Genomic DNA, 22,689 nt, shown 5'->3' on the forward strand with positions numbered 1-22,689 from the left:
GAGAAAGGAACACCACCATGAGTGAGACCGTGATCCGCGCAGATGACACGGTGGCGACGTTCATCAACATCTTCGAGGTCGAGCCCGGCAAGCAGCAGGAGCTCATCGAGATCCTGAAGGAGGGCACGGAGAAGGTCATGCGGGGCCGGCCCGGCTTCGTCTCGGTGAACCTGCTCGCCAGCCCCGACGGGACCCGCGTCGTCAACTACGCCCAGTGGCGCAGCCCCGACGACATCAAGGCGACGATGAGCGACCCCGAGGCGCAGGCGTTCGCCAAGCGCACCGCCGAGATCGCCAAGGCGACGCCGAGCCCGTACCGGGTGGTCGCCACCTACCACGCCTGAGCCGGAACCCGAGGCCCGGCCCCGCCCCGCCGGCCGCGCGCCGGCGGGGCGGCCACCGCCCGACCCGAGACCCGCAGGGGAGCACGTCAGCCGCCATGAGCAACGACACCACCGCCGACATCGTGATCGCAGGAGCCGGGATCGGCGGGCTGACCACCGCCCTGGCCCTGCACGCCCGCGGCATCGCCGCCACCGTCCTGGAGAGCGCGCCCGAGATCCGCCCGCTCGGCGTCGGGATCAACATCCAGCCCGCCGCCGTCGCCGTGCTGACCGCCCTCGGCCTGGGGGACGCGCTGGCGGCGACCGGCATCCCCACGCGCGCGCACCACTACCTCGACCACACGGGCGTCACCCTCTGGACGGAGCCGCGCGGCGTCGCCGCCGGGCACCGGTGCCCGCAGTACTCCGTCCACCGGGGCGAACTGCAGACCCTGCTGCTGGACGCGGCCCGCGAACGGCTCGGCCGCCACGCGGTCCGCACCGGGATGCGGGTGCACGGCTTCGAGCAGACCAGGGACGGCGTCCGCGTGCACGTCCGCGACCGGGCCCGCGGCGCCGACGGCCTGCTGGAGGCCGCCGCCCTGGTCGGCGCCGACGGGCTGCACTCGGCCGTCCGCGCCCGCCTGCACCCCGGGCAGGGGACGCTGCACGGGGCCGGGGTGGACATGTGGCGCGGCCTGACCGAGCTGGACGGCTTCCTCGACGGCCGCACGATGATCCTGGCCAACGACGAGCGGGCCACCCGCCTGGTCGCCTACCCCATCTCCGCCCGGCACGCCGCCCGCGGCCGGGCGCTGCTCAACTGGGTCCTGCTCGCCTCCACCGGCACGCCCGGCCCGGTCGGCGGCGCGGACTGGGACGTCCCCGGCCGGCTCGCCGACCTCCTCCCGCACGTCTCCGGCTGGGACCTGGGCGCGCTCGACGTCCACGACGTCTTCTCCCGCAGCACCCGGATCCTGCGCTACCCGATGGTGGACCGTGCGCCGCTGGAGCGGTGGGGCCGGGGCCGCGTCACGCTGCTCGGCGACGCCGCCCACCTCATGTACCCGATCGGCGCCAACGGCGCCTCCCAGGCCATCCTCGACGCCGCCGCCCTCGCCGCCGAGCTCTCCCGCCGCGACGTGCCCTCCGCGCTGGAACGCTACGAGAACGACCGCCGCCCCGCCACCACCGCGATCATCCTCGCCAACCGGAAGATGGACCACGCCGAACGCGTCGTGTCCGCCCGGCCCGGCACCGGCGACGACAAGGCCGCCGAACTGGCCACCATCACCGCCGACTACCGCTCCACCGTCGAACGCGCCTCCTGACGCCGGCTCCTAAGACCGGACCACCCCTTCGTCCGTCCACGTGACGCCCTTGTTGCGGCACAGGCAGAAGGGATGCCCGACCGGATCGGTGTAGATCCGCCAGCCGTAGCCCTCCGGCCCGATGAAGTCCTTCCGCAGGGTCGCGCCCAGCCCGACGGCGCGCCGCTCCTCGGCCTCGATGTCGTCCACTTCGAAGTCGAGATGGAACTGCTTGGGGTGCTCGTCGTCGGGCCAGAGCGGCGGGCGGTAGTCGTCCACCCGCTGGAAGGCCAGCTCGATCTTGCCGAAGGGGATCCCGGCCCATTGGTCGTCGCTGTCCGGCTTGATCGCGCGGCCGGTCAGTTCGGAGTAGAAGGCCGCCAGCTTCATCGGGTCGGGGCAGTCGATGATGAAATCCGTGAGTTGGAGCATCAGGCGATGATGCCACAGGGCGGGGTGCAGGCCGGTCAGGGGCGCCGCGGTGCCGCCTGGGCAAGGGTCATCAGAGCTCTTTGCGCAGGCCGCCGTCGATGACGAGGTCGGAGCCGTTGATGTTCGGCGCCCTTCCCGAGGCCAGGAAGACGACCAGGGCGGCTATCTCGGCTGGTTCGGTGATCTGCCCGGTGGACATCCCGAAGGTGGCGGGCAGGGTGCTGAGCAGCTCCTCACACGAGATGCCGGCCCGGCTCGCGAGGACGTCACCCGTGCTGCCCGGCTCGGTCCACACCGCGGTACGTACGAGCCCGGGGGAGATGGTGTTGACCCTGACGCCACGGGGGCCGAATTCCTCGGCGAGGGCCTTGCCCAGGTTGGCCAGCGCGGCTTTGGCGGCGGAGATGTCCACCAGGTGCGGCGCCGGGCGTCGTGCGTTGACTGAGCCGATGTTGATGAGGTGGCCGCGGCGCTCGACGATGCTGGGCAGCGCGGCCCGGCTGGCCCGGATGGCGCTGAACAGGGTCAGGTCGAGAGCGTGCCGCCAGTCGTCGTCGGAGACGGACAGGAAACCGCCCGGGTGCGGGCCGGTGGTGCCGGCGACGTTGTTGACCAGGAGGCCGATGCCGCCGAGCTCGGCCATGGCCGTGTCGATGAGGCGGCCGGGGCCGTCGGGGGTGCCGAGGTCGACGGAGACGGCGAACGGGGTGATCCGCCTGATCTCGTCGCCGATGTTCCTGGCGCCCGCCACCACCTGGTAGCCCTCATCGCGCATGGCGGCGGCGGAGCCGACGACCGGCTCTCCCTGATCGGGCGCGCCCTCGGCTGCTCGGTGCGGCTGACCGTGTTGCAGCGGCTCGCAGAGGGGGAGGCGTCCGTCAGCGAGTTGACCAGCCACACCGGCGTCACCCAGCCGAACATGTCGAACCATCTGGCCGTGCTGCGCTCGGCCGGACTGGTGACCTGCCGCCGGCTCGGGCGGGTCGTGCGCTACCGGCTCGCCTCGCCCGAGGCCGCCGACCTCGTCCGCGGATTGACCCGGGACGCGACGTCCGAGCGGCCTTCGCCGCAGTAGGCCGGTCAGGTGGTACCGGAGGCGGCCGCTCTCGTTCGCCGTCGGCGGGACCTCCGGGGAGTGGCCAGTGGCGCAGTGCGGCGTCGGCCATCTCCTGGAACTCGTCGCGGCCGATGGCGTCGATGGTGAGCATCATGCCGGGGCCGTCCCGGTGGTGCTCGCCGCGTGCGCAGGCGGCGATCCGGCCTGGGTCGCCGGTCAGGACGCCCGGCTCGTGCTCCCCGGCGGCGATCTGCTGCTGCAATGTGGAGGAGATGCGGAGGCGCGGGTCGGCCTCGCGGAACTGGGCCACCGATCCGTACGGCGGGTGGGGCCACGTCCGCCAGTCGGCGGTGTCGTAGGCGTCCACGGTGCCGATGCCGGACTGGTAGCGCAGGCAGAGGTACTGCCCGTCGGCCGTCCGCGCGTCCCACTGGGACAGGTCACCGGCCCGCACGGTTTGGATGACCTTGGCCAGAGTGGTGCTCATCCTCCCAGTGTGGGACCGGCGGCACGGGCGCCCGCCGGTGCGGTTGCCCGGTGATCCCTTGGCCCCGGTGAGGGGCTTGTCACGTCGCCGACGGGACCCTGTTCGGCCTGGACACAGCCCGGCTCGGCCGCGACGGGCCGTCAGCCGAGCTGCTGGGCCAGGCCGATGAGGATGCCCTCGGGGCCGCGGACGTAGCAGAGCCTGTGGCTGTTCTCGTACTGCTCCACCGTGCCGACGAGCTCGGCGCCGTGGCGGCGCAGGCGGGTGACGACGTCGTCGATGTCGTCGACGGCGAACATGATGCGGCGCATGCCCAGCGTGTTCACCGGCGCGTCCGCCGGTACGCCGCCGATCGCCTCCGGCGTGTGGTACTTCGTCAGCTCGATCCGCCCGTGGCCGTCCGGGGTCCGCAGCATCGCCACGTCGACGCGCTGCTCGTCGAGCCCGACGACACGGGCCGCCCAAGCCTCCTCGACCGCCGCCTTGCCCTCCAGCTCCATGCCGAGCTCCACGAAGAACGCGATGACCGCGTCGAGGTCGTCGACCACGATGAGGACGTTGTCCATCCGCTGAATCGCCATACCGAGTCTCCTTCGTCATGCGGCCGGTACGTGGCCGCCGGTATCCCTGGGACGGAGCCGGGACGGCGTTCTCGACATCCTCGGCGGCCCGCGTCCCGGATTTCTTGGTCAGCGATCGTGGCGCTGCTCGTAGACGCGGCGCACGCTGGTGCCGTTGCTGAGGTCGGCGCCGTACACGTGCAGCGTGATCGCGACCGTCTCACCGGTGTTGCGGACCCGGTGGATGTCGTCGGGCGGCGCGGCGGCGCTGACCGAGCCGGCGGGCCGGTGCCGTTCGCCGATCTCGACCAGGCGGTCGCCGTCGATGTCGTACAGGGTCTCGGTCTCGGCGCCCTGGAGCACCTGGAACGAGCACCACACCAGGTGGTCGTGGATCTCCGTCACCTGGCCGGGCCGCCACACCACGGCCGACACCGAGAACGCGGCCTCGGTGTGCAGGGTGTGCCGGGTGTAGCCGTCGGGCGAGCCGGCCCGTTCGGCCAGGGTGAGGAGGCCGGCGTCCGGTCCGGTCTCCGCCAGGACGCCGGCGACCTGCTCGGCGATGGTGTGCGGGGCCGCCTGGCCGTAGGCGTGCGACCGGATGCGGGCGACCAGCTCGGCCAGGCCGGGCCTGGGCGGCGGGCCGGTGCGGATGGTGGCGGCGGGGGTGGTCGGCTGCTCGGTCATGGCAACGATGCTGGCGCTCCGAGGCTCATGACGTCCAATGCCAAAAGCGCCCGCGTCCCATAGATAAACTTGATAGGTGATGAACCTGACGCACCTGCGGGTTCTCGAGGCCGTCGCCCGTCACGGGTCGGTGACCGAGGCGGCCAGGGAGCTGCACTACTCCCAGCCCTCGATCAGCCACCACCTCGGGCGGCTGGAGTCCTCGATCGGGGCCCGGCTCATCCAGCGCGTGGGGCGCGGCATCCGGCTCACCCCCGAAGGCGAGGTTCTGGCGCAGCGGGCCCGGGAGATCGTCGGGCGGGTGGAGGCGGCCTCCGCCGAGATGGCCGCCCACGTCGGGCTGCGGGCCGGGCGGGTCCGGGTCGCCGGTTTCCAGACGGTCCTCAGCACGATCGTCCCCAGGGCGGCGGCCGAGCTGTCCGCGTCGTACCCGGGCATCGAGCTGAACCTGGTCGACGTGCACCCGGGCGAGGGGCTGCGGATGTTGCGCGCCGGGCACGTCGACCTCGCCCTGGTGTTCCGGCACGCCGACACCCCGGACGAGGAGGAGGGCTTCCGGCTGACCCACCTGCTGGACGACCCGCTCTACCTGATCAGCCGCGAGCCGGGCCAGCGGCTGGAGGACCACCGCGACTCCGCCTGGGTCGGCGGGTGCGAGCGGTGCCGCGCGACGATGGTCGCCGCCTGCCGGCGAGCGGGCTTCACGCCGCGGATCGCGTACAGCAGTGACGACATGGTCGTGGTCCAGACGCTCGTGGCGGCCGGCATGGGCGTCGCCACCCTGCCGGGGCTCGCCCTCCAGGCCCACCGTACGCCAGGGGTGCACGCCACCGAGATGCCGGGCAACGCCCGGCACATCTACGCCGCCACCTACGGCGAGCCGCCGGACCCGCCCGCGACCACCGCCCTGCTCGACATCCTCAGGGCGATCACCTAGCGCCTGCCGGCGACCTTCCCCCGCCGCCCGGTCACGTGCGTTCGCGCATGCGAGAGGCTTCGTCCTGGTCGTGACCGGGTGTCGCGGATTCATGGGCGGGACGGCGGTGGGGGACGCAGCGCGGCGAGTGCGTGGTCGACCACCTGGCCGAGTTCGGCGCGCAGGTGGGTGCATTCGCGCACGGGATCGGCCGTCGGGCAGGTCAGCAGGTGTTCGAGGAGTTGCTGGGCGAGGTGCAGGTCCTGGATCCGGGTCTTGATCGCCTCGATGGAGGCGATCAGGACCTGGCGGCCGGAGGGCTGGTCCGCGGGCGGGTCTTCGGTGATCAGCGTGGCGGTGTCGGCCAGGCTGACCAGGCCGCGGTGGTGCAGGCGCTGGATGAGCGCGAGCCGGCGCAGCTGTTCGTGGCCGTAGTGGCGCACGTTACCCCGGCGTTCGGCGGCGGGGAGGAGGCCCAGGTCGTCGTAGTACCGCAGGGTGGAGACCGGCACGCCGAAGCAGCGGGCCACCTGGCTGATCGAGTAGCGCTCGTCCGTCATGCCTCCATGTTGCGCTCAAGTCGACTTGAGCGTGCAGGGTGGACACCGATCGCCACGGAACGGCTGAAGGGAGCGGGCGATGCGGATCGAGGATGTGCCGGTGCTGGTGGTGGGCGGCGGGCCGGTCGGGTTGTCGACGGGGCTGTTCCTGGCCCACTGGGGCGTCCGGCCGCTGGTCGTCGAGAAGCGGGAGGGGATCTCGGAGGTGGCCCGGGCGGGCACGAGCCTGCGCACGCTGGAGGTGTTCCGTTCGATGGGGCTGGAGCCGGAGTTGAAGGAGGCCGGTTGGGAAGGCGGCCCGCCGATGCGCACGGTGTTCAAGGACAGCGGGTTCGGCGCCACCGTGCACCGGGGCGGGCTGCCGGAGCGCTACGCCGCCAGGCTGGAGACCTGCAGCCCGGTGAACCCGCGCCTGATCCTGACGCACGACCAGGTGCAACGTATCGCGCTGGACGAGGTGCGCCGCCGCGGCGGCCAGGTCCGGTTCGGCACCCGGCTGGTCGACCTCGTCCCCGAGGCCGACCGGGTGCGCGCGCAGGTCGTCGACGTCGCCACGGGTGAGGAATGGCAGATCAGGGCCGGCTACCTCATCGGCGCGGACGGGGCGAACAGCGACGTACGCGAGCGTCTGGGGATCGCCGTTCCCGACCGCGAGGTCATCGCCCGCCTCAACACCGCGTTCTTCCGCGCCGATCTCGGGCCCGTGCTGCGGGAGTGGGGGACGCACATGTGCTTCGTGCGCAACGACGCGGTGTACGCGACGCTCATGTCGAAGAACGGGCACGACCAGTGGTCGTCCCACATCATGGACTACCCCGGCAAGCCCCATGAGCTGGCCGAACTGACCGAGAGCAAGACCATCGACCTGCTGCGGGCGGCGATCGGCGATGACGGCGTCCGGATCGAGCTGCACGCCGTCAACGCCTGGGAGGCCGCCATCGGCATGGCCGCCTCCTTCGCGGACGGCCGGGTCTTCCTGGCCGGTGACGCCGCCCACGTGCAGAGCTCGGCGGGCGGGCTCGGCATGAACACCGGCATCCAGGACGGCCACAATCTCGCCTGGAAGCTGGCCGCGGTCCTGCACGGGTCGTTCGCCCCGGCCTTGCTCGACACCTACGAGCCCGAGCGCCGCGCCGCCGCCCGGGCGTCCCTGAACCTCTCCCGCGGCCTGCACCAGGGTTACCAGGCGCTGGACGGCGGCCCGGACGCCCTGTACGACAAGATCGCGGCCGACTACCTGCGCGGCATGATGTTCTACGCCTACCCCCCACACGACAGCCCTGAGCCTGACGTGCTGGACGACACCATCCGCCCCGGCCGCCGGCTCCCGCACCGCTGGGTCGACTCGCCCGCGGCCGGCCGGGTCTCCACGCTCGACCTGGCCGGCTCGCACTGGACCCTGTTCACCGGCCCGGGCGAGCACCGGTGGCCGGCGGCGGTCGCCTCCCTGGGGATCGACGTGCACGTTCACGAGCTCGAAGCCGTGGAGGGCGCGGCGCTGGTGAGGCCCGATGGCTTCGTCGCCTGGCACGGCACCGCACCCGAGTCCCTCAGGCGAGCACTGCGCGACCTGGGCCTGCGCCACCGCTGACCGACGGCCCCGCCCTTCCGTTTCTCCTGATCGCCGGCGGCCCTATTCGATGGTGAGACCGGTCACCAGCGCGTCCTCGCGCAGGGCGGCGGCGGTGGCGTCGGGGTCCAGCACCTCGGCCGCCAGGTGGACGCCGGCCGGGACGGAGCCGGACAGCACCGCGCGGGTGGCCAGCGCCATCACCACCCCGCTCAACGCGTAGGAGTCCACAGCGGTGAGCAACACTCTCGTGGGCCCCGGCGGGGCGCCGGGACGGGGGCGCGCGGTGAACAGCATGACGTAGAAGGCGCCGAAGTCGGCGTTGTCCCGCAGGGAGGCGCGCACCACGCTCTCCGCGTACGGCGCCAGCGTCTCGGGGCGGGCGTCCGGTGCTTCGGCCCACGCCGCGGCCAGGGCCTCGGGGAGGCGGTTGGAGACGAAGACGTTGTAGGCGCGCACCTCGCCGGCCCCGGTGTCGATGGCCAGGGTCTGCGCCTCGGTGGTGAGGTACGGCCAGGCGTGCACGGGCACCGGGAAGCCCGGCAGCCGCACCTGGTGCAGCGGGGCCAGCGTGCCGGGGGCCACCCGGCCCTCCCGCCAGGCCGCCATGGGCTCGCCGAACCTCGGCCCCCGGGTCAGCAGCGCGTCCACGGCGGACAGCGGGGTGAAGACGGCGGCACCGCCCACGTACACGTCGAGGCGGCGCGGCGGGCGTCCCTTGGCCAGGAGCCGGGGCAGCAGGCCGGACAGGCCGGGCATGACGCCGGCCGAGAACACCGCGGTCCGGTCACCGGCGACGCCGTCGCCGGTGAGCGCGTCCTTGGCGGCCAGCTCGCCGCCGATGTCGACGTAGTCGGCGCCGGCGGCGAAGGCGGCGCGGGCGACCGTGTCCAGCACCTGGTATGTGGGCCCCGCGCAGCTGACCACGATCCGGCAGCCGGCGCAGAAGGCGGCCAGCCCGGCGGGATCGTTCAGGTCGACCCGGACCGCGTGCGCGGGAGCGGGCAGCGAGGAGGCGAGGTCCGCGGCCTTCGTCAGGTTCCTGCCGCCGACGCGGAGCGGCCCGAGGCCGTAGGCGGCGATGCGCTGCGCGGCCGTGCGGCCGACCGCGCCGGTGGCGCCCAGGATCCCGATCACCGCTGGTCACCAAGGCGGGAGCGGACGGCGGCGGCCACCCCCGCCACCGTGGGGTCGGACAGGAACTCGCGCACGGGCACGGACGCGCCGGCCTCCTTGGCGAGCCGCACGACCGCCCGGACCGCGAGCAGGGAGTCCCCGCCGAGGCCGAAGAAGTCGGCGGCCCGGTCGAGCACCGGCACCTCCAGGAGCTCCTCGAACACGTCGGCGACCGCCTGCTCCAGGTCGCCGGCCGGCGGCCCTTCCCGGTGGCGGACGGCCGGCTCGGGCAGCAGGCCGAGCCGCAGGCCGCCGCCGGGTGCCGGCTCCGCGGTGCCGGGCAGCCCGGGCAGCACGTCCCAGCCGCTTCCGTCGGCGAGGGCGTCGACCAGCGCCACGAACTCGTCGAACGCCGCCGTCACCTGATCGCTCTCGAACAGCTCCTCGACCAGGGAGAAGACCGCCACCATCTCCGGGCCCAGCTCGAAGCAGCGGACCTCGATCGCCACCTGAGGCGTGCGCAGCTGGTGGAAGTAGTCGGAGGCGACCACCCGGCCGAGCGGCCCCGCCTCCTCCGGCGGCCCACCGCCCATGGCCGCGTCCACGCCGAGCACGCTCTGGAAGACGACCGGCCCGACCGGCCGCCAGCTCCCGCGGCGGCGGGCCACCTCGCGCCCGACCTCGACCCCGGTGATCAGGTTGTGGGCGGCGTGCTCGCCGGACGTGGCCTGCACGGTGGCGGCGAGCTCGGCGAACGTGGCCTCGGCGGCCAGGTCGAGGGGGAGCAGCATGGTCGCGGCGAAGGCGCCCACCACGCGCTGCACCTCGGGGTGGATCGGCAGGCGGTTGAGCTGCAGCGAGTTCAGCAACATCCGGCGGTGCCCGGCCCAGCGGGCCAGCACCACGCCGAACGCCGTCAGCATGGCGGTGGACGGGGTCACGCCCCGGTCGGTGCACTGCCGGCGCAGCGCCGCCCAGCTCCCGGCGCTCCAGCGGTGCTCGCGGTTGCCCATGGTGACCGGCCGTACCTCCTGGGGGTCGGCGGCCAGGGGCAGCGCCGGCGGTCCCGGCAGCGTGTCGAGCCGCGACCACCACCAGTCCCGGTCGGCCTGCCAGGCCTCGGTGGCGGGCAGGTCGGCGAGCGAGGTGACGTAGTCGCCGAAGTGGATGTCCAGGGGCGGCAGGGTGGCGTTCCAGTCGGCGGCGAAGGTGAGCAGGTCGCGGCTGAGCACGCTGGACGACCAGCCGTCGAAGATCAGCAGGCTCAGGCCGAGGTGCAGCCGGCCATCGTCCCCGGGCAGCAGCGTGAGCCGAACGTCGATGCCGGGCCCGCGGGTGGGGTCGGGGCCGCTGGTGCTCATCTCCTGCCGTACGTCGCGCAGCGCCGTGTCGATCTCGTCCGGGGACGCCTCGCGCAGGTCGTACACGCGGACCTGGGGCACCGCGCCGGGCGCGTCAGCGGGCAGGACGTGCTGGCGGCCGTCGGAGGTGACCCGGGCCCGCAGCGTGGGCTGGTGCGCGGCGAGCCGCTCGACGGCGTCCGTCAGGGCGTCGGCGGCCTCGTCGCCGTCCACGCCGGTCAGCGCGTAGTCGAGGTAGTAGTGGGCCGAGTCGTAGGACAGCTCCCAGCCGTCCTGCTGGCCGACGAAGTAGCCCTGCTGGAGGGGGAGCAGGGGGAACTCGGCGTGCGGGTCGGGGCGCGGCGTGACGGTGAGCGGCAGCGCCCTGGTCGCGGGCGCGCCGCCGGAGGCGTGCCGGCGTACCAGCTCGGCCAGGTCGGCCAGGGTGGTCTCGACCCGCACGTCCGACAGGGCGAGCGCGACGCCGAGCCGCTTGCGGACGAGCGCCGACATGCGGACCGCCAGCACCGAGTCCCCGCCCAGGCGCAGGAACCCGACGTCGTGCGGGATCTCGTCCGGCGGCAGGCCGAGCAGCTCCGACCAGATCTCGGCCAGTTCCTTCATGCGTGTACTCCCATCAGTTCTGGTGATCAGCGGGTGGCGACGAGCAGCCGCTGCGACAGCGCGGCCAGCGGGTCCCCGGGGCGGGGCAGGTCCACCTCGACCCGCAGCCCGGAGCCTTCCAGCGCTCCCAGCCATTCCTCGCGGTTGAGGTAGGTGCGGGTGGTGCCGGCCCGGGCGTCGAGCCGGTGCGGCGGCCCGTCCTGGGTGGACAGGGCGAACGGCATCGAGGTGAGCGACTGGGGGTGCTCGCGGACGGTTTCGATGAGCAGCAGCCGGCCGCCGGGGGCGAGCGACGCGGCGGCCTGGCCGAGCAGGCGGCCGGCGTGCGGGGCGTTGTGTGCCATGGTCGCCGCGACGATCAGGTCCAGCTCGCCCGGCCGGCCTGGCAGGTCGTGGGCGATGTCGAGCAGGGCGTAGCGCAGGAAGCCGGCCTCGAAGCGGCGCCGCGCGGTGTCGAGGAAGAACGGGGACAGGTCGGTGAACAGGTAGAACTCGACCGGCCGGCCGGCCAGCGCCGGCAGCAGGTCGGCGGTGGTGGCGCCGATGCCGGCGCCCAGCTCCAGGATCCGCAGCGGCCGGGTGGCCCGCTCCGCCTGAGCCCGGACCACCTCGGCGGCGGCGGCGTTGAGGTAGCGGCTGATCACGTTGCCGCGGTAGACGGCCTCGGCGGTGGCGGGCTCGCCGTCCGGGTAGAGCAGCGCCTGTACGCCGATCTCGTCGCGCAGCAGGGCGGGCAGCAGCCGCAGCGAGCGCAGCATGAGCTCGGCCAGCTCGGCGGGGTACCCGAGCGCCAGCCGCGCGGCTTCCATGCGGGCGCGGGCGGTGGCCAGCTCCGCGCGGCGCGGGCCGTACAGGCTGTGGTAGCGGCCCGCGGCGTCCCTGCTGATCAGGCCGGCCTCGTGCAGCTCGGCCAGCCAGTGGCCGGCGATCCAGCGGTGCCGCGGCGCGGCCCCGAGATCGCCCGCGATCGTGTCGGCCCCGTGCGCCGCGTCCCGGCCCAGGCCGGGGTACGGGCAGGTCTGGCGCGCCAGGTCCTGGCCCGGCCCGGGGGACAGGCGGGGCTGGTGTGCCGTGGCCTCGCCCAGGCGGCTGTGCCGGTGCAGGTGGGCCGCGAGACCCAGCAGGATCAGCCGGTCCAGGTCCTCGACGGCTCCGGCCGCGCCACTCAGGTCGGCACCGGCGATGGCGGCGTGCCCCGCGCCGTCGGCACGGTCGTTCAAGAGCGACATGGGGCGAGATCGTATGAAATAACGGTAATCATTTTCAAGATCTGGACAAAGCCGACGAAGACGTGTAGCAATGAAAACCGTTTCCATTGCCATGCTCGGAAAGGGGTCACCCTTGGGTTCCGCCACCGTCGAAGAAGTGCTCGACTGTCTGGCCGACGTACTGGAACTCCGGCCCTCGGACCTGGACCCCGACACCCCGCTCACCGCCTTGGGACTGGAGTCCTTCACGGCCGTGCGCCTGCGTCGGCGTCTCATGGAAGAGTCCGGGCTAGAGCTTCCGCTGACGGCCTTCCTCGGCTCCGCGACCGCGCGGACGGTCGCCGCCGGCCTCGTCCCGGACGAGCCCGCCGAGGCCGGGGAGTCCTTCCCGCTGACCCCGATCCAGACCGCCTACCTGGTCGGCCGGGATCCGGCGTTCCCGCTCGGGGGAGTGGCGACCTTCTACTACGTCGAGTACGACCGCGTGCCGCCGGGCTCCCCCGAAGCGGACCTCGACCGCCTGCAGAGCGCGTGGAACCGGCTCGTCCGGCGGCACCCGATGCTGCGCATGGTGGTGGACGGCCAGGCCAGGCAGACCGTGCTCGACCAGGTGCCGGACTACGTCATCGCCCGTACCGACCTGCGCGGGGAAAGCCCGGAACGGGCCGAGCGGGCGCTGGAGGCGTTGCGCGCGCAGTGCTCTCACCAGGTGCTGCCCGCCGACCGGTGGCCGCTGTTCGACCTGCGGGCGGCGCTGCTGCCGGACGGCCGCACCCGGCTGTTCGTCGGCGTGGACGTGCTCGCCCTGGACCTGATGAGCTGGATGCGGCTGATGAGGGAGTGGGGCCGGTACACGGCCGATCCCGGCCTGGAGCTGCCCCCGCCGCCTCTCGGCTTCGCCGACCTCGTCCGGCGCCGGCTGACGGACCCGGCCGAACGGCGGCGCCACGAGCTGGACGCCGCCTACTGGGCCCGCCGCGCTCCGAGCCTGCCCGACGGCCCCGCCCTGCCGTGGACCCGGGGCCCGGCCGAGTTCAGCGGCCACCGCCTCGTCCGGCACGCCGCGGAGCTGCCGGCCGAGGAGTGGGCGCAGCTGCGCAAGCAGGGCGCGGCGCACGGGCTGAGCCCCACCGGCCTGCTGCTGGCCGCCTTCGGCCTGGTGCTGCAGCGCTGGGGCGCCCGCGACCCCTTCTGCCTCAACACCACCCTCTTCGACCGCGACGACCTCGCCCGCGGCGACGACACCCCCGGCCTGGACGGCATCGTCGGCGACTTCACCAGCACCGTCCTGGTGGAGATCCCCGTCGCCGACCCCGGCCGCTGGTACGGCTTCGCCGGTTACGCCGCGGCCGTCAACCGCCGGTTCTGGACCGATCTCGACCACCGGACCGTCTCCGGGATGGAGGCGCTGCGCGCCGCGATCGAGGCGGGGGAGCGCCCCCGCGTCACCGACCCGGCCACTGGCCTGCCCGTGCCCACCCACACCGTCGTCTTCACCAGCGGCATCGGCCTGGCGGGCCCGGGCGAGCCGCCTGCCGCCTGGCTCGGCACCGAGGTCTTCGGCGTCTCGCAGACGCCCCAGGTCATGCTGGACCACATCGTCTGGGACGAGGACGGCCGGCTCCGCATCGCGTGGGACGCCGTGGACGGCGCGCTGCCGGCCGGGTTCGTCGACGGCATGCTGGCCGCGCACGTCCGCCTCCTGCGCCGGCTGGCCACCGAGCCTGAGCTGTGGACGGACCCCGCGCTCGGCTGGGACCCGTCGTTCCGCGCCGACGAGGACGTGCCGGCCGGGGCGTTCGACGGGGCCGGCCCGCTCCTGGACGACCCGCTGCGCGCCGCCGCCGAGCGGACCCCGTCCGCGCCCGCCCTGCTCGACCCGACCCGCGAGGTGACATCGGCAGACCTCGCCGAGCGAGCCCTGCGTACCGGCCGCGCGCTGGCCGCGCTCGGGATCGGGCCGGGCGACCTGGTGGCGGTCGTGGCGGACAAGGGCATCGCCCAGGTCACCGCCCTGCTCGGCGTGCTGGCCAGCGGCGCGGGGTACGTGCCCGTGGAGCCGTCCTGGCCCGCCGGCCGGGTGGCCTCCCTGAGCGAGCAGGCCTCGATCAGGACGGCGCTGCTGGCACCGGACGCCGACGCCACCGCCTGGCCGGAAGCCGTCGTCGTGCACCGGCTCGACGCCGACGGCGTGCTGCGGCTGCCGGAGGAGGCCGAGCCGCGGCGGCCCGCGCCCGGCGACCTCGCCTACGCCATCTTCACCTCGGGCTCGACCGGGCGGCCCAAGGGCGTGGCCATCGAGCACCGCGCCGCCCGCACCACCCTCGACGACCTCGACGGCCGCTTCCCCCTCGGCCCGGACGACCGGGTGCTGGCCCTGTCGGCCTACAGCTTCGACCTGTCGGTCTACGACATCTTCTCCGTGCTCGGCTCCGGCGGCACCGTCGTCCTGCCCGACGCCCACCGCCAGCGCGACCCCGGCCACTGGCTGGAGCTGATGGCCCGCCACCGCGTGACCGTGTGGAACACCGCTCCCGCCCTGCTGGAGATGCTGGTGGAGTACGCCGAGCTGGAGCCGGAGGCGGTGCGCGAGGCGCTTTCCACGCTGCGGCTGGTGCTGCTGTCGGCCGACTGGATCCCGGTGACGCTGCCCGACCGGCTGCGGGCGCTCGCACCGGACGCCGAGGTGGTCAGCCTGGGCGGCGCGACCGAGGCGTCGATCTGGTCCATCTGCCACCCCATCGGGCAGGTCGATCCGTCCTGGCCGAGCATCCCGTACGGCAGGGCGCTGGGCGGCCAGTCCTTCCACATCCTCGACGAGCACGGCCGGCCCTGCCCCGTGGGCGAGCCCGGCGAGCTGCACATCGGCGGCGACGGGCTGGCCCGCGGCTACGTCGGCGACCCCGCGCAGACGGCGGAGCGGTTCATCACCCACCCCGTCCTGCGCCGCCGCCTCTACCGCACCGGCGACCTCGGCCGCTGGCGGTACGACGGGACGATCGAGTTCCTCGGCCGGCTGGACCGGCAGGTCAAGATCCGCGGCCACCGGATCGAGCTGGGCGAGATCGAGGCCACGCTCGACCGGCACCCCGCCGTGCGGCAGGCGGTTGCCCGCGCGGTGCCCGGGCCCGACGACCGGCCCCGCCTGGTCTGCCACGTGGTGCCCGCCGACCCCGCGGCGCCGCCGTCGGACGACGAGCTGGCCGAGGCCCTGCGGGCGAGCCTGCCGAGCTTCATGGTGCCCAACCGGTTCCTGCTCATGGACACGCTGCCGATCACCGGCAACGGCAAGATCGACTACAAGGCGCTCGCCAACCCCTACCAGCGCTCCGGGAGCCCGGCCGAGGCCGTCGTGCCGGCCGAACGGCTCCCCGCGCAGGCGCCTCCTGCGACGCCGCCGAAGGCGGTCAGCGCCACGGTCACCCGTGGGCTGCGGCTCACCCTCACGGTGTCGCCCGACGGGGTGATGGAGCTCGTCGTCGACGGCGACGCGGGCGGACCGCCCACCCGTGACGTCGCAAGCAGCGCCGCAGGCGGGCCACCCGCCCGTGGCGCCGACAGACCGCTCGCCACGCCCGGCGCCGGCCTCCATGCCGCGTCCCAGCAGGACCAGCCGCCCGCTCCGGCGACGTCCTCCCCCATGCCGCAGCCGGCCCTCGCAGGCCCCGATCCGCAGGTGGAGCGGGTCGTGGCCAGGGTTTTCAGCGAGCTGCTGAAGACGCCGGTCGACGTCAGCACGCCGTTCTTCCGGCTGGGAGCCTCGTCCCTGACCATGGTGCTCGCCCACCGCACCCTCAGAGCCGAGCTCGACGAGGAGCTGACCGTGGTGGACATGTTCGCCCGGCCCACGGTCCGGGAGCTCGCCGCCTTCATCACCGCCCGCAGGCAGGCGCCCGCCACCCCGCCAGCACAGACCGGACCCGCCTCTGACCAGGCCGCCGCCCGCCGCGCGGCCCGGGCGCGTGCGGCGGAGCTCGCCGGATGACCGCCGCTGACCACCGGATCGCCGTCGTCGGCCTGGCCTGCCGCTTCCCCGGCGCGCCCGACGCCGACGCGTACTGGGAGCTGCTCCGGGACGGCCGCGAGGGGCTGACCAGGTTCACCGACGACGAGCTGGCCGCCAGGGGCGTGCCGGGCAGGCTGCGCGCGCACCCGGGCTTCGTCCCCGTGGGCGGGCTCATCGAGGGGCAGGCGGACTTCGACCCCGAGCCGTTCGGATTCACCGACGCCGAGGCGGCCCTGCTCGACCCCCAGCACCGGCTGTTCCTCGAATGCGCCTGGCACGCGCTGGAGCACGCCGGCCACGGCGGCGGACGCGCGGCCGGCGCGGTCGGCGTCTTCGCCGGCGCCATGCAGAGCGCCTACCTGGCGAGCAACCTCGCCGGCCGGTGGAACCCGACGGGCGCGGGACGGGACCCGCTCGGCAGCCTGCAGACGGCGATCTCCACCCAGGCCGACTACCTGCCGCTGCAGACGGCCTACCGGCTGAACCTGACGGGCCCCGCGGTGGCGGTGGCGTCGAGCTGCTCGACCTCGCTGGTCGCCGTGCACCTGGCCGCGCAGTCGCTGCTGTCCGGCGAGTGCGACACGGCGCTCGCCGGCGGGGTGTCGCTGATCGTGCCGCAGGGGCAGGGGTACGTGCACGTCGCCGGCGGCGTGTACGCGGCGGACGGCACGGTCCGGCCGTTCAGCGCCGACGGCACCGGCATCGTCTACACCCAAGGAGCCGGTGTGGTGGTGCTGCGCCGCCTGGACGACGCGCTGGCCGACGGCGACCCGGTGCTCGCCGTGCTGCACGGCTCGGCGGTGAACAACGACGGAGCCGACAAGGCCGGCTTCACCGCGCCGTCGCCGCGCGGCCAGGCCAGGGCCGTGGCCGAAGCGCTCACGGTGGCCGGCGCCGCGCCGCACGAGATCGGTCTCATCGAGGCGCACGGCACCGCCACCGCGCTCGGCGACCCCATCGAGGTGGCCGCGCTGCGGCGGGTGTTCGGCGACACCGGGCCGGCCTGGTGCGGGCTCGGCTCCGTGAAGGGCAACATCGGGCACGCCAACTCGGCCGCGGGCATCGCCTCGTTCATCAAGGCCGTCCTGGCCGTACGGCACCGGGTGCTGCCCGCGTCGCTGCACGCCCACCCGCTCAACCCGCTGCTCGGCCTGGAGGGCTCGCCGTTCGAGGTCGTCACCGAGACGCGGGACTGGGACACGCCGCCCCTGGCGGGGGTCAGCTCGTTCGGCATCGGCGGCACCAACTGCCACGCCGTGCTCGGGCCCGCCCCTCAGCGTCCGCCCGCCCCCGCCGACCGGCGGCCCCAGGTGCTGGCGGTCTCCGCCGCCACCCCCGAAGCGGCGCTCGCCACCGCCCGCGCCGTCGCGTCCGCGCCCGAGCCAGATGAGGCCGACCTCGCCTTCGGGCCCGAGCCGGACGAGGCCGATCTCGCCTACACGCTGGCCACCGGGCGTGCCGAGCTGGCCTACCGGGTGGCGGGCGTGGGCCGGGCCGGCCTGGCCGCGGCGACCCCCGTCAAGGCCGCCGCCCCGCGCCTGGTGTTCGCCTTCCCCGGCGCGGGCAGCGCCCATCCGGGGATGGGCGGCGAGCTCTACCGGGACGAGCCCGTCTTCGCGCAGGCCGTGGACGAGTGCGCGGAGCTGCTGCGCCCGCTGCTCGGCGCCGACGTCCGCGATGCCATGGACCCCGAAATCGCCGGGTCACGCCTGCGCGACGCCGCCTTCGGGTTGCCGGCCGTCTTCGCCGTGTCGTACGGGGTGGCCCGGCTGCTGGCGTCGTGGGGCGTCGTGCCCGACGCCCTCGTCGGGCACAGCCTCGGCGAGTGCACCGCCGCGGCCGTGAGCGGCGCGCTGCCGCTCCCCGAAGCCGCCCGGCTGGTCGCCGCCCGCTGCGCCGCCGCGGCCAGAGCCGCCGGCGGCGGCGCGATGCTCGCGCTGCCGCTCGGCGAGGACGAGGTGCGCGAGCTGCTGTCCCACCACCCCGATCTCGACGTCGCCGCCGTCAACGCCCCCGCCGCGTGCGTGGTGTCCGGCCCCGCGCGGGCCATCGACCGGCTGGCGGAGGAGCTTGGCGGCACGGGCACCCGGTTGCGGGTGGACGCCGCGATGCACTCCCGGCTGATGGATCCGGAGCTGCCCGGCCTGGGCGCGGCCCTGGCCGGGCTGACGGGCGGCGCCCCGACCGTGCCCGTGTTCAGCACGGTCACCGGCGCCCCGATCGGCGCGGAGCTGGCCGGCGCCCGCCACTGGACGCGGCAGCTGCGCGAGCCCGTACGCTTCGCGCAGGCCCTGCGGGCGGCCGTCGAGGACGAGACCCTGGTCCTGGAGGCCGGGCCGGGAAGCGCCCTGTCCACCCTGGCCCGCAGGAACGCCCTGCCGGGCCTGCGCGCGGTGGTGACCACGCTGCTGCCGGGCGAGCCGGAGGCGGCGAGCCTGCGGCAGGCCGCCGGCACGTTGTGGGCCCACGGCCGGCCGGTGGACCTGGCCGCGCTGCCCGCGGCCGGCCGGCGGCGGGTGCACGCCCCGGGCTACGCCTTCCAGCGCCGCCGCCTGTGGATCGACCCGCCCGCCGCGGGCACCTCATCGGAGATCGACGCGGACGAGCCGCTGCAGGTCCCGGTCTGGAGCCAGATCCTGCCCACCGGCCCGGCCGCGCTCCCGGCCGGGCGCTGGGCGGTGATCGGCGCCGGCGCCCTGGCGGCGGAGCTGCGTGACCGCCTGGACGCGGCCGACAGTACCGATCCCCTGGCGGGGCTGATCGCGGTGACGGCGGACGACCCCGAAGCCGGCGACCCCGATACCATCGCTGCTGCCGTGCTGGCCTTCGGCGAGGTCGCCGCCGCCGTGCCGGCCTTTGGCGGCGAGGTCGCCGCCGCGGCGGCGGAGCAGCCCGGGCAGCCGTGCCTGCTCCTGATCACCCGGCACGGTGAGCAGGTGGGCGGCGATCCCGCGCCCGACCCGGCGCAGGCGGCCCTGCGCGTGCTGCCACGGGTGCTCGGCCAGGAGCAGCCCGGCCTGCGATGGGCCACGCTCGACCTGGGCGCGCCGGCCGATCCCGCCACCGAGGCACAGGCCGTGCTGCGCGAGCTCGGCGCCCTAGCGAGCGGCGAGGGGACGGGAACCGAGATCGCCCTGCGGGGCGCCACCCGGTGGCGGCGCCGCCTGTCGCCATGGACCCCGCCCGCCACCGGAGAGGACGCCGGGCCGCCCGGCACCGTACTGATCACCGGCGGTCTCGGGGCGGTGGGCCAGCTGTTCGCCCGCCACCTGGCCGCGCGCGGGCACCGCGTCGTCGTCACCTCGCGCACGGCGCACCGCCAGGGTGCGGAGACCGGCGCTGACGTGCGGGTCTGCGACGCCACCGATCCCGCCGCGACCGCGGCCCTGATCAAGGAGCTGTCCGCCGACGGGCCGATCGAGCTCGTCGTGCACGCGGCCGGCGTGGTCGCGGGGGCGCGGCTGGACCCCCTGCGCTCGCTCGACGCCGGCCAGGCCGCCGAGCACGTACGGGCCAAGGCCGGGGGAGCGCTCGCACTCAGGGACGCGATCGCCGCGTTGCCGGCGCAGCGCCGTCCCCGGACGGTCCTGCTCATGTCCTCGGTCACCACGCTGGTCGGCGGCGTCGGCATGGGCCCCTACGCGGCCGCCAACGCCGCGATGGACGCGCTCGGCCGCGCCGCACCGGGCCCCACCCGCTGGGTCAGCGCGGTCTGGGACGGCTGGCGGGTGGCCGGGAACGGCACCGAGGCCACCGTCGTCCTCAAGGACGCGCTCGACGCGGCCACCGGCACCAAGGCGCTGGACCGGCTGCTGGCCGCGCGCGAGTCCGGGACGCTGCCCCCGGTCGTGTCGGTCGCCGCCACCGATCTCAACCCGCGCGTCGCCGAGGCGGGCCGGCCCCGGACGATCGCGGCTCCCAGCGGTGACGTGACGCGCTTGTCCCCGGCCGAGCGGGTGGTGGCCGAGCTGTGGTCGGAGCTGTTCGGCGCGCCGGTGACCGATCCCGGCGCCGACTTCTTCGCGCTCGGCGGCCACTCCCTGCTGGGCGTGCGGATGCTGGCCGCCCTGGGCGAGCGCTTCGGCGTCCGGCCCGGAATGCGGGACCTGCTGAGCGCGCCCACCGTGGCCGGCGTCGCCAGGCTGGTCGAGTCGGCGGACACCCGGCCGGACCAGGGGGTCACGCCGGCGGAGGGCGTGCTCGACGGCGACGGCACGTTCGCGATGACCCGGGTCCAGCACGCCTACTGGATCGGGCGGGACGGCGGCTACCAGTGGGGAGACCTGCCCTGCCACTTCTACCTGGAGTACGACTGCCACGGCCTGGACCTCGCCCGTTTCGAGGAGGCGTGGAACCAGGTCGTGAACCGCCACCCCATGCTCCGCGCCGTGGCCACGCCCGAAGGACGGCTGCGGGTGCTGGAGGACCTGCCGCGCTACCGGATCCGGGTGCACGACCTGACCGATATGACCCCGGAGCGCCGGGCACGACGGCTCGCGGTCCTGCGGGAGCGGCTGTCCACCAGGCCCGGCCCGCCCGACCGCTGGCCGCTGGCGCAGATCCAGGCGGCCCGGCTGCCCGGCGACGTGATCAGGCTGTTCATCGGGGTGGACGTCCTCGTCTGCGACGCCGCCAGCTGGTGGATCATCGAGTCCGAGCTGCACGCCCTCTACACCGAACCGAACCACCCGCTGCCACCGCTGGACCTGCACCCGGCGGCCTGCGCCGCCGCCCTGGAGCGAACGGGCGACGAGCGGGCCGCCCGCTACTGGCGCGAACGCCTCGACACGCTCCCCGGCCCGCCCCGCCTGCCGGTCCGCGACCCGGACGGGAAGCCTCCCCGGTTCGTCCGCCGCTCCGCCCGGCTCGGCGACGCGGAATGGGCGGCCTTCCGTGCCGCCGCCGCCCGGCACCGGGTCACGCCGGCGGCGGCGCTGCTGACCGTCTACGCCGACGTCCTGGCCCGCTGGTCGGGCTCGGCCGGGTTCTGCGTGACGCTCACCCTGTTCGACCGCCCGGCCATCCACCCGCACGTCAACCGGGTCGTGGGTGACTTCACCTCCCTGCTGCTGCACGAGGTGCCCGCCGAGCCCGCCCCAACCTTCGCCGGCCGCGCCGCCGCCACGCAGGCGCGGATGTTCGACGACCTGGACCACCGCGGCTTCTCCGCGCTGGACGTGCTCGCCGAGCAGGCCGCCAGGACCGGGGAGGTGCGGCCGGTGCCCGTGGTGTTCACCAGCGCGCTCGGCATCACGGACATGCTGGACGGCGGTGGCCGGCTGGAGTGGGCGGGCGAGCAGGTGTACGCGCTCTCGCAGACCCCGCAGACCTGGCTCGACCACCAGGTGCTCGAACACGACGGTGAGCTGCGCCTGCAATGGGACGCGCTGGACGGCGTCCTGCCCGGCGACGAGCTGGAGGCGGCGATCGCCGCGCACGTGGCCCGGGTACGTGAGCTGGCCGCTTCGCCCGCCGCCTGGACCCGTGGCGAGCCCGGGCACGCCGCTCCCCCGCCTGACCGTGCCGCACCGTCACCCGGCGACCTCCCGCCACCGTCGCGCCCGGAGCCCGCTCCCCGAGCGGCGGCGGCCCAAGCGAGCCCGGCGCGGGACATCGTGCTGCCGCTGCGTGCCGAGCCCGGCGGAGCGGCCCGGCCCACCCTGTACCTCGCCCACCCCTCGGGCGGTGACGTGCTGTGCTACGCCGAGCTGTCCCGGCTGCTGGACCGCCGCGTGGACGTCGTGGCGCTCGCCGACCCCGAGCTGGCCGGCGCGTACGGTCCGGGGCCGGAGACCGTCGAGGGCATCGCCGAGCAGTACGTGCGGGCGATCGACGCCTCCGGCGGACCGGGGGAGGGCCCCTGGCTGCTGGGCGGCTGGTCGATGGGCGGCACCGTGGCCCAGGAGATGGCCCGGCAGCTGCACGCCCGTGGCCGGCGCACCGCGCTGCTGGCCCTGCTCGACTCCAACGACCCCGCGCTCATTCGCGAGGTTCCCGGCCGCGACGCCGCCGAGCTCGCATGGCAGGTGACGGTCCGGCACCTGCACGCCCTGGAGGCGTACCTCGGCATCGATCTGAGCATCGGCGAGGTGCCCCCGGACCGGCGCATGGCGGCGGTCGCCGACCGGCTGCGCGAGCACCGGCTGCTCGGCCGCGGCGAGGACCTGGCGGGGCGGGTGGCCGTGTTCGCCAGGCACCTGCGCGCGCTGGCCGCCCACACCCCGCGGCGGCTGGCCGACCCGGACACGGTGACGCTGCTGATCCGGGCGGAGCGGCCCTCACCCCGCAACTCCGGCATCGGGATGGGCGTCGACGACACCCCGCCGGGCCGGCCCGACCTCGGCTGGGGCCGCTACCTGGCCGGCCCGGTCGAGGCCGCCGGCGTCGACGCCCACCACTACGGCCTGCTGCACGCTCCTGTGCTGCCCGCCGTGGCCCGCTTGATCAACGCCGCGCTCGACAGGGCGCTGGCGCGACTTCGCGAAAGGTAACC

Annotated in this window: 15 protein-coding genes; 7 read left to right on the forward strand and 8 right to left on the reverse strand. The window is 74.9% G+C overall.

The window, feature by feature from the left end:
- Positions 1-17 precede the first annotated feature (17 nt).
- The gene (locus tag HCN51_RS24680; protein WP_168011933.1) at positions 18-344 is read left to right on the forward strand and encodes an antibiotic biosynthesis monooxygenase family protein; all 327 of its coding nucleotides are present in this window, start codon (positions 18-20) and stop codon (positions 342-344) included.
- Between the two features lie 95 nt (positions 345-439).
- On the forward strand, positions 440-1,654 hold the full coding sequence (locus HCN51_RS24685) for an FAD-dependent monooxygenase (protein WP_168011935.1): 1,215 nt from the start codon (positions 440-442) through the stop codon (positions 1,652-1,654).
- A gap of 9 nt (positions 1,655-1,663) precedes the next feature.
- On the opposite strand, the gene HCN51_RS24690 is transcribed toward HCN51_RS24685, so the two are convergent.
- Both HCN51_RS24690 and HCN51_RS24695 read right to left on the reverse strand, forming a co-directional pair.
- Positions 1,664-2,065: a VOC family protein gene (locus HCN51_RS24690; protein ID WP_168011937.1), complete on the reverse strand. Its 402-nt coding sequence runs from the start codon at positions 2,063-2,065 to the stop codon at positions 1,664-1,666.
- Positions 2,066-2,135: 70 nt separating this feature from the next.
- Positions 2,136-2,840, reverse strand: coding sequence for an SDR family NAD(P)-dependent oxidoreductase (locus HCN51_RS24695; protein ID WP_168011939.1), 705 nt, complete (start codon positions 2,838-2,840; stop codon positions 2,136-2,138).
- 33 nt (positions 2,841-2,873) lie between these two features.
- Here HCN51_RS24695 and HCN51_RS24700 point away from each other — a divergent pair, with 33 nt between their 5' ends.
- Entirely contained in the window at positions 2,874-3,140 is a 267-nt protein-coding gene (locus tag HCN51_RS24700) for an ArsR/SmtB family transcription factor (RefSeq protein WP_346433775.1), read from the forward strand.
- Positions 3,141-3,749: 609 nt separating this feature from the next.
- Here HCN51_RS24700 and HCN51_RS24705 read toward each other — a convergent pair.
- Both HCN51_RS24705 and HCN51_RS24710 read right to left on the reverse strand, forming a co-directional pair.
- The gene (locus HCN51_RS24705; RefSeq protein WP_168011943.1) at positions 3,750-4,190 is read right to left on the reverse strand and encodes a VOC family protein; all 441 of its coding nucleotides are present in this window, start codon (positions 4,188-4,190) and stop codon (positions 3,750-3,752) included.
- Between the two features lie 108 nt (positions 4,191-4,298).
- Positions 4,299-4,856 carry a cysteine dioxygenase family protein gene (locus HCN51_RS24710; protein ID WP_168011945.1) on the reverse strand — a complete coding sequence of 186 codons (558 nt, stop codon included), beginning with the start codon at positions 4,854-4,856 and terminating at the stop codon, positions 4,299-4,301.
- Positions 4,857-4,935: 79 nt separating this feature from the next.
- Here HCN51_RS24710 and HCN51_RS24715 point away from each other — a divergent pair, with 79 nt between their 5' ends.
- On the forward strand, positions 4,936-5,793 hold the full coding sequence (locus HCN51_RS24715; RefSeq protein ID WP_206067730.1) for a LysR family transcriptional regulator: 858 nt from the start codon (positions 4,936-4,938) through the stop codon (positions 5,791-5,793).
- An 89-nt stretch (positions 5,794-5,882) separates the two neighbouring features.
- Here the strand turns inward: HCN51_RS24715 and HCN51_RS24720 are convergent, their stop codons facing one another.
- A complete protein-coding gene (locus tag HCN51_RS24720) occupies positions 5,883-6,332 on the reverse strand; it encodes a MerR family transcriptional regulator (protein ID WP_168011949.1) in 450 nt (149 codons plus the stop codon).
- Between the two features lie 79 nt (positions 6,333-6,411).
- Between HCN51_RS24720 and HCN51_RS24725 the strand changes: the two genes are divergently transcribed.
- Entirely contained in the window at positions 6,412-7,923 is a 1,512-nt protein-coding gene (locus tag HCN51_RS24725) for an FAD-dependent monooxygenase (RefSeq protein ID WP_168011951.1), read from the forward strand.
- Between the two features lie 42 nt (positions 7,924-7,965).
- On the opposite strand, the gene HCN51_RS24730 is transcribed toward HCN51_RS24725, so the two are convergent.
- From HCN51_RS24730 to HCN51_RS24740, 3 genes are read right to left on the reverse strand one after another with little or no spacing between them, the layout of a single operon-like run.
- On the reverse strand, positions 7,966-9,039 hold the full coding sequence (locus HCN51_RS24730) for a saccharopine dehydrogenase NADP-binding domain-containing protein (protein WP_168011953.1): 1,074 nt from the start codon (positions 9,037-9,039) through the stop codon (positions 7,966-7,968).
- Complete coding sequence (locus HCN51_RS61465) at positions 9,036-10,982, reverse strand: phosphopantetheine-binding protein (protein ID WP_168011955.1); 1,947 nt, start codon at positions 10,980-10,982, stop codon at positions 9,036-9,038. Before HCN51_RS61465 ends, HCN51_RS24730 begins: the two co-directional genes overlap by 4 nt.
- A 26-nt stretch (positions 10,983-11,008) precedes the next feature.
- Entirely contained in the window at positions 11,009-12,211 is a 1,203-nt protein-coding gene (locus tag HCN51_RS24740) for a class I SAM-dependent methyltransferase (RefSeq protein WP_168011957.1), read from the reverse strand.
- 112 nt (positions 12,212-12,323) lie between these two features.
- On the opposite strand from HCN51_RS24740, the gene HCN51_RS24745 reads away from it, so the two are divergent.
- Positions 12,324-16,175, forward strand: a complete 3,852-nt coding sequence (locus HCN51_RS24745; RefSeq protein WP_206067699.1) for a non-ribosomal peptide synthetase — start codon at positions 12,324-12,326, stop codon at positions 16,173-16,175.
- Positions 16,172-22,687 carry a type I polyketide synthase gene (locus HCN51_RS24750; RefSeq protein WP_168011969.1) on the forward strand — a complete coding sequence of 2,172 codons (6,516 nt, stop codon included), beginning with the start codon at positions 16,172-16,174 and terminating at the stop codon, positions 22,685-22,687. The genes HCN51_RS24745 and HCN51_RS24750 overlap by 4 nt, the downstream gene beginning before the upstream one ends.
- The last annotated feature ends 2 nt before the right edge of the window (positions 22,688-22,689 follow it).

This window comes from Nonomuraea composti (genome assembly GCF_012034275.1).
GTDB classification, from domain to species: Bacteria; Actinomycetota; Actinomycetes; order Streptosporangiales; family Streptosporangiaceae; genus Nonomuraea; species Nonomuraea composti.